The organism is Streptomyces sp. NPDC060035 (genome assembly GCF_042736635.1).
Taxonomy (GTDB): domain Bacteria; phylum Actinomycetota; class Actinomycetes; order Streptomycetales; family Streptomycetaceae; genus Streptomyces.
Map to the genome: position 1 here is coordinate 167,311 of NZ_JBHWVO010000018.1, position 11,908 is coordinate 179,218.

An 11,908-nucleotide genomic window follows, 5' to 3' on the forward strand; every position below is an offset into this window, starting at 1 on the left:
CCACCACGTTCACCTGCCAGGAACGGCGCCACCGCCGTCGCATCCGACACCACGGCCATGGGTCGCGAGCAGCCCCGGCAGCGGGTCATCGAGGCCGCTGCCGACCTGCTGGAGCGCGAGGGGCGCGACGCGGTCACCACGCGCGCGGTCGCGGTCGCGGCGGGAGTGCAGCCGCCGGCCATCTACCGGCTGTTCGGCGACAAGGATGGGCTGCTCGAAGCGGTGGCCGAGCACGGCTTCGCGACGTTCCTCGCGACCAAGCACGTAGACCCCGATCCTCAGGACCTCATCGAGGACCTGAGGGCGGGCTGGGACCTGGCGGTCGAATTCGGTCTGGCCAATCCCGCCTTGTACGCGCTGATGTACAGCGAGCCCACAAGGGCCGAGTCGCCCGCCTTCAAGGCCGGCATGGAGATTCTGATGGGCCGTGTCCGGCGTCTCGCCGTCGGCGGCTGGCTCCGGGTCGACGAGGAACTCGCGGCCATGATCATCCATGCCACGGCGCGCGGTGCGGTGCTCACCTGGCTGTCCCTGCCCGAAGACCGGCGCAATCCCGCCTTGTTGACCACCCTGCGAGAGTCCATGATCGCCACCGTGACCAACGAGGAACCGGCCGTACAGGACGCGGGCCCGGCCGGCGCCGCCCGTGCCCTGCGCGCTGCGCTGCCCGAACAGACGACCCTCAGCAGCGGGGAACGGCACTTGTTGGGGGAGTGGCTGGACCGCCTCGCCTCCGACGGGTGAGGCGCCATGGGGCGTGCGCTCCGGCGGTTCGTCAGTCCCGCTTGCCGAGTGCCTTCAGCATCTGTTGTTGGTGGCGGTGGCCGATCGTTTCGTAACCGATCACGGTGACGTAGGGGGCGAGCATGACGATGAGCAAGCACACCGCGATCGCGACTCCGGCCGCGGACAGCAGGACGGCCGCGAGAAGTACGGCGAGTGTGAGGGAGATCAGGAGCAGGTGGAAGCGGTCTGCGGCGGACAGCAGCAGCGTGTGCAGCAGATAGACCATCAGCAGGTAGAGGCCGACCGGAATGGCCAGGAACAGGACGACAGCGACGTCACCGAGCTCGGAGTGCTGTTCCAGTTGTAGGCCGGCCACGTGCAGCCCGGCGCCGGCACCGGCGATCCCCATGAACAGGGGGATGTGTCCGTAGCCGAAGAGGTATCCGCGGCTGCGGCGGTGTACGAGGACGTCACCGAAGGGGGTGGTGAAGTACACCCACCACATGCCGAAGGTCAGCCCGACGCCGGCGACAACGACGGCGATGGCGTTCCCGCTCCAGTGCAGCCCGTCCACGCCACCGAGGAGGTCGCCCGAGGAGGCGACCGTGCCGACGACGCTCTCGCCGAGAACGATGATCGCGAACAGGCCATAACGCTCGGCGACATGGTGGGGGTGCCAGGGGGTTCCGCCCGCGCTGCCTTGCGTGAGCACCGGAACTGCCAGTTCCAGTGCCCCGAGCACGGCGAAGGCGACGAACGCGACGGCGAGCGGCGGATGCGTGAATCCGACCACGATCCAACCGAGCTGGGCGATCACGGTCCAGCGGATGTTCGCCATGCAGACGGCACGGAACGAGGGAGATTCCCGGGCGGCGCGCCACCACTGCAACACCATCGCGATGCGCATCACGACGTATCCGATCACCATCACGCGCAGCTCAAGGTGTCCGCCTTCTTCGACGGAGTGGAACATGGCCGGCAGGCCGAGCGAGAACACGACGACGCCGATCATCTGCACCATCGTCAGCGCCCGGTCGAGCCAGTCGTCGGTACCGAAGGCAGAGGCGAACCAGCTGAAGCTGATCCACGCGACACTGATCGCGAACATCGCCAGTACGAACGCGGTGACCGCCTGCCCCGGATGCCCCTCGGCCGCCATCTCGGCGAAGTGGGAGGCCGCTGTGCCGACCGCGACCACAAAGGTCAGGTCGAACAGCAGCTCCAGCGGGGAGGAGGCCCGGCCGTGTTCTTCCGGGTCACGGCCCGTCATGGGCACCAGGCGGTGCGCCAGCTTGCCCTCGTCGGCGCCGTCAGGGTGTGCGGAGTCGTTCATGGACGGCATTATGTTTGCTGATCCCCTGCTATTCGTTGATCTTTCGCTCGGGCCGGACGAGAGGCGCATCGCGGCGTGGGGCGGAGGAAGCGGCTCGCGTGGTCGAGTCGCCAACACCCCGCATCCCTTCCTGGACCTCGCCTCATGTGGCGCGTTGCGCCCGCCGACGGAACGCGGCAGGGAGTCCGGGTCGATGGGTGGTCAGGCGCCCACGCCGACGCCGGAGTTGTTTTCCCTACGTGCTGCCCGTCAGACCGCACGCACGCAGAATCTACTCGGCCTGGATGTCGACAGGAGCAGCTCAATCATTTTCACGGGTGCCCTTCCCAGGTCTGTTTCCTGCAGATGGGGGCACACGCGTTTTAGCTACCGAATTGACTACCGAAGGAGTCACATCATGCTGGCGATAGCTGCGGCAGTACTGTTCTTCATCGCTTTCCTGATCAATGCTGCCGACATAACGACCAACGAGGTTTTCGCTTCGGTGAACGTCATGCTGCTTGGCCTGGGCCTGTTGGCCCTGCATGTTGCAGGAATCGGCAGTGGATGGCGAGCAGGCCGACGGTGACCGCCGCCTGACCGGCTGGACGCCAAACACATCAAGGACCTGGCGCCTGTGCCACGCCACAGGTCCGCTCTGCCGGCGCTGTTCCCCGAAACACACGGACTGCACCGGCGCGTCAGCCCCCGGGCAACGGCAGTAGTCCCACCTCTGACACTTGCAAAGAAGGAGAGCGTGATGACCCCGTTCATGACGACCACAGCTGCAGACATCTCAGCTGCTCCCGCGTGGCTGCACGTGTTGGTGATGGCGGCGGCTGTCCTCATCCTCATCTACAGTCTTGCCCGACGCAGCAGCTGACATCGGCGCCGGATTGGCACTTCTCCCTGGAGCGCGGTGCATGCACGTTCGACGGCTGCAAGGACCCCATCGCGTCCGGCTCCCGGCGTCCAAGGGGTATCCGGGCCTGCAGGACGGCATCCACCGCGTGCTGACGACGCCGCGGCACCAATTTCCGGCAGCGCGGCTCGGCGAGCGCCACATTGCGCTCGTCGCGCCCTGCCCCCAGCCCCCGCTACCGCCCTCGTCATATTCGGTGGTACGTGGTCTGTCTGGTCCGCAGGAGCTTCTGCCCCGTTCGCGACAGAGCGAAGTCCCCTCTGACCCGTACGGGCAAAGCCACGTCGTAACTCCGCTACCCGGTGCGTGCGATCGCGAGGCGGACGAAAGTCCTTGGTTGCTCGGCCTTCGACCTGTACGTGGTGGGGGCCGCGCTGTGTTCGTGTTGCGCGTGACCTGACGGAGTGTCGGATGGGAGTGGCTGCCGACGACGGCAACGGTTTCGGGGGCGGTGCGTGTCGCCGTATGGGGCGTTGCCGTCATGGCGGGTGCCGTCTCGGTGGCGCTGATCACGTCGTTGGTGGTGAATCCGGAGATGGTGGACCGGTCCGCGAGTGTGCCCCGGGCTGTGGTCGCCCTGGCTGCCTTGGTGGTAGCCGTGGTGACCCGGCCGAAGTGCGAGCGGAAGGCGATCCACCGGTCGGTCTCCACTCTGGCAACCGGTTCGGCCCCAGCGCCTGGGCGACGGCCGACTTCACGTTGCCGTAGCGGAATCTTGCTTCGCGGGACACCGCTCAGCGTGCGAGCGTGCTGGCGCCCTTCGGAGAAGGCTTCCTGGCCGCAGGAGGCGCAGACTCTTCTCTGCACTTCGGTAGTCGCGATGTGCTTCTGAGCCTCTGATGGTGTGACCGTCAGGAGTTCGACGGAGTCCGCGTCGGTCGCCAATCTGCGAGAGCGCCGTTGGGACCGTCGCCACTGTGACGGTGATCCGAATGGCTCAGGCTCAGTAGGTGACGATGATTCGGTGTGCCGGGCCATCCACCCGGATTCGTCCTCCGACCGGGACCACGAGTTGCGGGTCGGTGTGGCCGAGGTCGACGTCGAACACTGCCATCGTGTCGGGGGTGTACTGCTGGAGAGCCCGTAGGACGGCCTCTCGCTGTTGCCGGCGGAAGTCCGCCTTCTCCTGGGTGCTGAGCGGGTTCTCGAAGGACCAGCTCCTGGCCCTGCCCATCAGCAGCGCGGGGAACTTTTGCAGTAGCCCGCGTTCGCCCATGTTCCGAAGGATCCGGTAGACCTCTTCGGCGCGTGGCATTTCCTCGGAAGTCTCCAGGAACAACACGTTGCCGGCGTAGGCGTCAACCGGCTGCACGGTGCGGTCGGCCATCAGCAGCCAGGAGATGATCTCCAGGTTGCCGCCCCAGGTGATGCCTTCGACCACCCGGTCGCCGTTGTGCCAGGACCAGCCGTCGGCGGGTTCCATTTCCGGTTCGGACTCGAAGGTGTGCGGGTCTTCCCACGGGCGGCTGACGTCCCCATAGGTGCTTGACGAGGTGAGCTCGTACTCGCCCGAGGTGAACAACGCCGACCGGAGGGAGTCCTCGGTCATCGGGTGCATCGCGCTGGGCCGTCCGAGCTCGACCATCACTGAGCCGCCGTGGTAGCTGACGATCCCCAGGTTCCGCAGGAACAGCAGCAGATTGGTGTTGTCGCTGTAGCCGAAGAACGGCTTGGGGTTGGCGCGGAGGAGACCGTGGTCGAGGTGCGGGATGACGGTGATCTGGTCGTCTCCGCCGATGCTGGCGATCACCGCTTTGATGTCGGGGTCCGCGAAGGCCGCGTGGATGTCGGCGGCCCGTTCCTCGGGCATGGCACCCATCTTCCGGGTCGTCGGATATTCGACTGCCTTCAACCCGAAGTCTTCCAGGAGTCTGCGCAGGCCCAATTCGTAGGGCAGAGGGAAGAGGCCGGGCAGACCGGAGGAGGGGGACAGCACCGCCACCCGGTCTCCGGGGCGGGGCTTGGTGGGATAGAGGGGATCAGTCATCTACTGATCGTAGGAGGCGGTGGCCTGACACCCCAGGGAATATTCCGGGGCTCGTTGATGGCACAGTCCACCCCGCCACCCCAGCAACAGCCGTCCGACACGGAACAGCTGCCGAGATCGTACGAGATGTCACGTGACCATGAACGACGGAAGCCTGACGCGGTTGCCGAATGTGACCGGCTCAAGGCCCAGGTCATCGCGGAGGCGTGATGACTGACCCAGGGCAGTGACGCCGCCCTCGCCGAGGCCCAGTTGGGCGCGTAGACGTTCGGCACGCTGCTTTCTGCCGGCGGTGTGCCGCAGGCTCTCCGGCAGCCGGCAGCCGGCAGCCAGCGGCTTCGCCGAGTCACTGCATCCGCTGGGCCTCGCCGAGACCCGCCTGGTAGGGGTGTCGATCCCCAGCAGGCGGTGTCCTGGGCCAGGTCCAGCCGGAGCGTGGGGCGGCACCTGACACAGGCTTCTCTGGACCAGCGATAGTCCGGGCGAACGGGCTGGAGGGACGATCGTGATTCTCTCCGTTCACCTCCGCTCACCTCGGGGCCAGGAACTACTGTCGCGAGCATGGTCGAACACGATGCCCTCCGTGCCACCCGCGAGGCTTACGACGCTGCTGCCCCCACCTATGCGCAGCTGTTCCGCGACACGCTGCGTGAAAGTCCCCTCGACCGCGCGATCTTGGGTGCCTTCGCCGAGGTCGTCAGTGCGAGTGGGGACGGTCAGGTCGCGGACTTGGGGTGTGGGCCTGGCCATATCACTGCTTATCTGGACGAGCTGGGGCTGGCGGCGTTCGGTGTTGATGCCTCTCCTGCCATGATCAAGTTAGCTCGACAGGCCTATCCGGGCTTGCGGTTCGACGTGGGCTCGATGGCCGCGTTGAACTTCCCTGACGGCGTGCTGGGCGGCGCACTCTCACGTTGGTCCATCATTCACACTCCGCCGCAAGAAATACCCGTCATCCTGGAGGAGTTCCACCGGGTACTGGCACCTGGCGGCCACCTTCTGGTCGGCTTCTCGGCAAGCGATGGTCCGTCTCACCTGACGCAGGAATTCGATCACACAGTCGCCCTGGCCTATCGGTGGTCGCCGGATCACCTCGCGGCGATGCTGTGCAAGTCCGGGTTGGCCGAGGTAGCCCGGATGGTTCGCCGGCCTCAGCCCACTGACCGACGGCAATTCCAGGAGATTCAACTGCTCGCCCGTAAAACGTAGTACTTCAGCTGTAGATCGTGATCTTGCTGGTCGGGTGAGAGGAAGCGCCCCACAGGATGATCCTCCTCCTGCCGAGCCGCCGTGCGACCTCCGTGACGAGAGGGAAGAGCAGTGTCCCCAGCGGCCGTATGCAAGCTAATCGGCCGGCCGTGACTGAACCCGCGACGGGGTGCCTGTAACCAATGCTGTCGGCCTGGACGTCGACCACATGGTTTCGCTCACCGATGTCCGCGACTCCAAGTAGGAGGCTAGGCCTGGGACGTTACGCGCCGCAGGGCCTACGCCAACGTTATCTGGGGTCGCTTTTGGGCGTTAGGCACATGACGTACGTGGCCCGTTGCTGACGTGCCTTCATCGTTGTCTGAGGCTGTCGCACATGACGGTGGCGCTGTGCTGTGGGCAGAGGGGAGCCACAGTGGCTGCCGCCGCTCATGGATGAACGGACTGCCCCAGCTGCCCTCCAACGGCTAGCGATCTGGCAGCAGCGCCGGGTTCAGTAACCTGCCAGAACCTGACTCCCCGCTCCCTCCGCCGGGCGATGCGCTGACAGGAAGAGGCAGGAATCGGCGGGCGGTCAACCTCCTCCGGGCGTGGGAAGGCCCCGGACTTCCGGACAGGGAGGACAGCGCCGGGCGCGGGAGGGGTCAGGCGGCTGGGCGGCAGCGGCGGCGGTAGTAGCCGTAGGTCAAAGCCAGCAACAGGGGGCCCCACAGGGTCAGCAGGCCGCTGACCGTCATCGCCAGCGTGTTCCAGCCCGGGGCATAGGGGAAACCGGGTGAATCGTCGATACGGAAGGCCGTGAAGAGCCAGTTGACCATCAGCCCCAGGAGGAGGAGTCCGCCGACGGTGGCGGGAACGATCGCCGCGAAGGGCGGGATGCGTCGCCCACCCAGCTTGGGGACCCAGTTGGGCACCGACTCTCCCCATCGGCGCACGAGCCCGAACCCGAGCAGCGCGAACGCCTCCGTCAGGAGACTGAGCCCGAAGACGTACGGGATGTGCCACCACGCCGACGGAGTGTTCTCCCCGCCCATCGCGTAGCCAAAGCCTATGGGCAGCCGCCAGAGACACACCGGCAGCCCCACCAGCGGGATGAGGTGGGCGACTCTCTCCGCCCACAGCGGGACGGGGCGCTCCGTCCCCTTGCTCTCAACTTCCTCATGGAGCGTGTTGGTTGCCATACCCTCAGTGTTCCTGGTCTTCCCTTGCCCGGGATCAACCTGCAGGTTGACGTCACTACTCCGCTCGGGTGACAACGTTTTGCAGTAAACCGGACGCAAGTGTTCCGGCCGGAACACTTGGACTGTGGTTCAACCAACTTGCCCAATGCGCCTCAGTGGTGATCAAAGTTGTAGATCGATGTGTCGTCGCCCTTGATCCTCATGTACTTCACCCCGCTGACGGTGATGCCCTTGGCGAACACGTCGGCCGGGTTCTTGAACGGTTCAGAGATAGTCCTGCCCTCGTTGCCCTGGAGCGCCCCCGGGTTGGGAGAGGGCACGCCGCTGTTCGCCGGGGAGCGGGTCCGGGCTGATCCCGCAGGGGAAGCCCACCGCGGGGTCCGTGACCCGCCTGCGCTACCGCGTCCCGAAGTCCTGACGCCCTGACTGGCTTCGGTTGGCAGGGTGACGTTGGCGTGTCGCTGAGCTTCAGGTGTGAACACGTAGACAGGTAGAAAGTTTCAAGCTCGTACAGATCTGGGCAGTCGGACCTCCGTGGTCTCTCAGCTGGCGTGAAGGATCCGAAAGCGATCAGGTTCCGCAGGATCTCGATCAACGACTTGGATTGGCGTCCAAGCCCATTGCCAAACGCTGATACCTGGCGTGCGGGAGAACTGGATCTGCCCGCGGGTGCCTTCTACTGCAACGCGCGGCCAGGATTCGGCAGTGCGCGTCCGGTTCGCGCCGTGGGAACGCAGCACATCGGCGAGGACGGCGACCGTGTCGTAGCCCTCGAAGGCGACGAAGGAGGGCGCTTCGGCCAGCCGCTCGCGGAGGGCCGCCTCGACTCGTGCACCGAGTGGGCTGAGGCGCTCGGGCAGGTAGCGCAAGAACGGGATCGCGGCGCTGTCGTCGCCCAGCAACGCCGCCCATTCGGCGAACTCCGGTTGCCCGGCCGGAGCACCAATCATGATGTCGGCGAGGCGCGGGTCGTGGCGGACGGACTTGACGATCGACACTGCCGGTTCCGGGTGGCCGACCAGAAGAAGGAGGGCTGTCGCGCGGTTGTCGACGAGTTCGTCGCACACGGCTGCCGGGGCGAGCGCGCGCATGTCGAGTTCGATGACGGTGCCGCCGCGTGGAGCGAGATAGTCCCGCAGAATGCGAGTCCCAGATGCCCAGTAGACACTCGGCTCGGTTGCTACGGCGATGCGACTGTGGCCCGCGCGGAGGAGGAAGTCTGCGTAGATCTGCCAACTGTGGGACTGCGCCGGGGCGAGGCGCGCGACCCATTCTGTTGGCTCTTCGGTGAGCGCGTCGAGAACCGCTGACGAGCAGAGGAATGGCAGGCCGAGGGCGTCGGCCCTGGCCGCAGCGGTGCGAGCGACGACGCTGTGATACTCCCCGGCCAATGCAGCCACGCCCAGGCGAGCCAATTCCTCTACGGCCGCTGCGGCCCTCTGTGGATCAGCCGCGGTGTCTCGGACCACCAGCTCGAGTGGTCTCCCGAGGATCCCGCCGGCGTCATTGACTTCGCGAACGGCCAGCTCGAGTCCAGCGAGCAAGTGTTGGCCTGCCTCGACCCAGCCAGGCCGAGTCAGTGGAACGAGAGCGCCGATCTGGACGGATGATCCGTCAGTCTGTTCCGCTCCAGGTGGCGATGGTGGCATGTTCATGCGTTGGCGTCCCCCGTGTCACGATCCGGATGCAGGCTGGCACGACGTCGAACTCCCCGCGGGCGATGTCGGTGGGCAGCGGGTTCACATCGGCCTCTACGCAGGTGATCAGATCCGTCAGCCCGGGCCGCACCAGCCCGCTCGTGCTGCGGTGAGCATCGCGGGTGCAGTCGACGATCGTGACGTGGTGCCCCGGGCAGCCAGGCGCAGGGGCGCCGCGGCCGTTCCCTCCGCCCCGAAGTGCGGGACAAGATTCGCCTCGGCGATCGCGTAGCGCAGGCGGCCCCAAGGAGCACCCTGCCACTCCTTCCAGACGGACATGGCGGTGTCGAACTTCTCAGCAGCTTCAGGCATCCGGTGACGATAGCGGCCTGTCCTTGGCTCCGGAGGACGTGCGCCGCGGTAGCCGTCTCAGCGCATGGGTAACCGTCGGCTGTCGCCTGGTGCAAGCAGGCTGGTGACCTCGGCGATCGTCTCCGGGGAGTAATGGAAGTACTTCTGTACGTTCTCCGCCTTCTTGTGCCGGGACTTCGCCATCAGCATCAGCAGGCTGGCCCCTCCCTCGCCGAGGTGGGTCAGGCCGGGCTGACTTGTGCGTAGAGACCGTGTGAAGGTCACCCGTGTGGCGATTGAGAAGGCAGGTCGTTGCGAACTCCTTTTGCGACGCAGGCAGCCGGAGGTATTGCATTCCGAGACCATCCATGTGATGCGCATCACTCTCCGGGTACCTCGGGTCGGGCATGCGCGATCATGCTCGGAATGAACACTCGTTTCCTTGGTATCGCTGATCTGGTCGAAGCCCCGTCCGTGGCGGTCGTGGTCGACGTCATGCGCGCTTTCACCGTGGCTGCCTGGGCCTTTGCCCAGGGTGCGGAAAAGATCGTTCTTGCCGAGTCGTTGGACGAAGCCCTGGCGCTCAAGGCTCGCCACCCGGATTGGGTGGCGCTCAAAGACGGCCCGCCCGCACCCGGGTTCGACGCCGTCAACTCGCCGGGCCTGCTGCGGTCCATTGACCTTGGCGGGCGGACCGTTGTGCAGAAAACCACGGCAGGGACAGTCGGCGCCCTTGCGGTCAAAGAGGCGCCGCTGGTGCTGTGCGCCAGCTTCGTGGTGGCGGAGGCAACGGCTCGGCTCTTGCGGACACGCAAGAGTGACAGTGTCACGTTCGTAGTCACTGGCGAGGGCGGACAGGCCGATGAAGATCTGGCGTGTGCTCAATACATCGCTCGGAGAGCCGCCGGGGCTGGGACGGATGCTGCTGAGTTCCTCCGCCGCGCTGCCGAGTCGCGCGCCGCCGCCGAACTGGCGGAGGGGGTGCGTCAAGGAGTCCATCCTGATGACGTTGCGCTCTGTCTTGAGGTCGACCGGTTCTCCTTTGCCATGGTGGCGACCTTGGAAGACTCGCTCATGGTCCTGCGTTCACGCGCGATGCCTTCGCTGGCTGACGAGGACCTGGCCTGATCGCTGGTGACGTCTACTTTCAGCGTGCGAGAGCGAGCACCCTCTCGGGCTTGCGGTATCAACTGCAATGCGATCGGCGGGGGCCAGCGAGTCCCACGAGCTTCGCACCCGTTGACCCGCCCGCCCGCCACGGGTGTCCGGCTCGGCAACCACGAGAAGCTCGCCCCACCGGCGTGGCGGCCGCCCCGTGGAGCCCTCGGTGGTGGCCGCGCGGTCCAGCTCCAGGTAGTCGTGCAGCCCGGCGAGGGCTTCGTAGGAAGTCCAGGTGGCGCGGAACTTCATGCAGTTGGTAATCCCGGCAGGCACGGGAAGTCGGCTCCGGCGGCAGCCCGGGGGTCCCCCACGGCCGCGGAACAGCTCGGTGAAGTCCGCCTTCAGGTACTTGATCGTCATGTGCGGCTTCGGGGTGCGGCGCACCGCCAGGTTCACCCGCACCTCCAGCCCGGTCCCGGCGAACAGAGCCCGCGCCGCGCGGTAGTTGTACGGCTCCGCTGCGCGTGCGCCTCGGCCATCGCCCAGCGGTAGAGCAGCGACAGGATGCTCATGGCCCCTGCACCGAGCACAACTGAGAACCTGGGGTTCGAAGGTGTTCCGTACGTGGCGGGGCGTCCGTCGACGCATTGTCCTCTGAAGCGGCGGCTCACCGGCGAACGGGCGGGCTCTGGCTCATGGTGTGGGTTGGGGACACGCTTCGTGACTCCTGAGATCTGAGTGGGGCCGGTGTGCGCAAGGTCGCAGGGTTGGGCCGTGGCGTTTAGAGGGCGATCAGCCCCGCCGGCGTCTCCCTGAAGCCACAGACATCGAAATAGAACGAGCGCAGATGCTCCTCGAAGTCGACGTGAAGCCACTCGCACTTGGCGGCACGGGCCTCCGTGGTCGCAGCTGCGACAAGTGCGGCGCCGACCCCTCTCGACCGACGATGCCGGGCGACCAACGTATCCAGGATGAAGGCATGAGCTCCGCCGTCCCAGGCAACGTTGACGAAGCCGATCAGGAAGCCGTCTTCCCACGCGCAGACCCAGCCGAGGCTGTGACGCTCAAGTCTTGCTCTCCAGTCGGTCTGACCGACCGCGGAGCCGAACCCGTCGGCGTGCAGCGCATTGAGGGAGGCATTGTCGAAGTCACCCCGCCAGTCGTACGTGATTGTCACGCCCGGATTTTAGTGCCCGCGTCAAGTCCGGTACTGGATGGAACCGAGGACGGGGTGAGGAGGGGAACCCGCTTGCGGAGGAGCTGGAAGCCTGCGCGCCCGAACATCTGGCGCTTGAGTATCTTGATCCGGTTTCCATGGTCTTCGACGACGTCAGAGCTCCAAGGGAGGTCAGGCCAGCAACGACGGCGTCGCGGTCGATGCCTGCGGCTAGTACTGCAACGGTGTTTGCTGTGACTGGTGGCCAGCGTCGTCGTTGGTCTGGTTATGGGTGGGGACCTTGGTGGTGTCAGGTTGTGGGCCGG

The 11,908-nt window shown here is 66.2% G+C and carries 11 protein-coding genes and 1 pseudogene; 4 read left to right on the forward strand and 8 right to left on the reverse strand.

Annotated features, from left to right (window positions below; translation table 11 throughout):
- The first annotated feature begins 57 nt into the window (after positions 1 to 57).
- Entirely contained in the window at positions 58 to 744 is a 687-nt protein-coding gene (locus ACFWBQ_RS26570) for a TetR/AcrR family transcriptional regulator (protein WP_385498792.1), read from the forward strand.
- Positions 745 to 775: 31 nt separating this feature from the next.
- Here the strand turns inward: ACFWBQ_RS26570 and ACFWBQ_RS26575 are convergent, their stop codons facing one another.
- The gene (locus ACFWBQ_RS26575) at positions 776 to 2,059 is read right to left on the reverse strand and encodes a low temperature requirement protein A (RefSeq protein ID WP_385498711.1); all 1,284 of its coding nucleotides are present in this window, start codon (positions 2,057 to 2,059) and stop codon (positions 776 to 778) included.
- A gap of 397 nt (positions 2,060 to 2,456) precedes the next feature.
- Here ACFWBQ_RS26575 and ACFWBQ_RS26580 point away from each other — a divergent pair, with 397 nt between their 5' ends.
- On the forward strand, positions 2,457 to 2,627 hold the full coding sequence (locus ACFWBQ_RS26580) for a hypothetical protein (RefSeq protein WP_385498718.1): 171 nt from the start codon (positions 2,457 to 2,459) through the stop codon (positions 2,625 to 2,627).
- A gap of 1,276 nt (positions 2,628 to 3,903) precedes the next feature.
- Here ACFWBQ_RS26580 and ACFWBQ_RS26585 read toward each other — a convergent pair.
- Positions 3,904 to 4,947, reverse strand: coding sequence for a S66 peptidase family protein (locus ACFWBQ_RS26585; protein ID WP_385498724.1), 1,044 nt, complete (start codon positions 4,945 to 4,947; stop codon positions 3,904 to 3,906).
- Positions 4,948 to 5,508: 561 nt separating this feature from the next.
- On the opposite strand from ACFWBQ_RS26585, the gene ACFWBQ_RS26590 reads away from it, so the two are divergent.
- Positions 5,509 to 6,156 (forward strand): class I SAM-dependent methyltransferase, encoded by a 648-nt coding sequence (locus ACFWBQ_RS26590; RefSeq protein WP_385498733.1) that lies wholly within the window; start codon positions 5,509 to 5,511, stop codon positions 6,154 to 6,156.
- Between the two features lie 644 nt (positions 6,157 to 6,800).
- On the opposite strand, the gene ACFWBQ_RS26595 is transcribed toward ACFWBQ_RS26590, so the two are convergent.
- The 5 genes and pseudogenes from ACFWBQ_RS26595 to ACFWBQ_RS26615 all read right to left on the reverse strand — a co-directional run.
- Complete coding sequence (locus ACFWBQ_RS26595) at positions 6,801 to 7,337, reverse strand: hypothetical protein (RefSeq protein ID WP_385498738.1); 537 nt, start codon at positions 7,335 to 7,337, stop codon at positions 6,801 to 6,803.
- Between the two features lie 152 nt (positions 7,338 to 7,489).
- Positions 7,490 to 7,657, reverse strand: coding sequence for a profilin family protein (locus ACFWBQ_RS26600; RefSeq protein ID WP_385498745.1), 168 nt, complete (start codon positions 7,655 to 7,657; stop codon positions 7,490 to 7,492).
- A gap of 222 nt (positions 7,658 to 7,879) precedes the next feature.
- Positions 7,880 to 8,992 carry an ABC transporter substrate-binding protein gene (locus ACFWBQ_RS26605; protein ID WP_385498752.1) on the reverse strand — a complete coding sequence of 371 codons (1,113 nt, stop codon included), beginning with the start codon at positions 8,990 to 8,992 and terminating at the stop codon, positions 7,880 to 7,882.
- Between the two features lie 117 nt (positions 8,993 to 9,109).
- Positions 9,110 to 9,346 carry a hypothetical protein gene (locus ACFWBQ_RS26610; protein ID WP_385498754.1) on the reverse strand — a complete coding sequence of 79 codons (237 nt, stop codon included), beginning with the start codon at positions 9,344 to 9,346 and terminating at the stop codon, positions 9,110 to 9,112.
- Positions 9,347 to 9,403: 57 nt separating this feature from the next.
- Positions 9,404 to 9,574: pseudogene (locus tag ACFWBQ_RS26615) on the reverse strand (site-specific integrase); the annotation flags it as partial.
- Between the two features lie 177 nt (positions 9,575 to 9,751).
- On the opposite strand from ACFWBQ_RS26615, the gene ACFWBQ_RS26620 reads away from it, so the two are divergent.
- Positions 9,752 to 10,453 carry a 2-phosphosulfolactate phosphatase gene (locus ACFWBQ_RS26620; RefSeq protein ID WP_385498762.1) on the forward strand — a complete coding sequence of 234 codons (702 nt, stop codon included), beginning with the start codon at positions 9,752 to 9,754 and terminating at the stop codon, positions 10,451 to 10,453.
- Between the two features lie 754 nt (positions 10,454 to 11,207).
- Here the strand turns inward: ACFWBQ_RS26620 and ACFWBQ_RS26625 are convergent.
- The gene (locus ACFWBQ_RS26625) at positions 11,208 to 11,603 is read right to left on the reverse strand and encodes a GNAT family N-acetyltransferase (RefSeq protein WP_385498770.1); all 396 of its coding nucleotides are present in this window, start codon (positions 11,601 to 11,603) and stop codon (positions 11,208 to 11,210) included.
- Positions 11,604 to 11,908 lie beyond the last annotated feature (305 nt).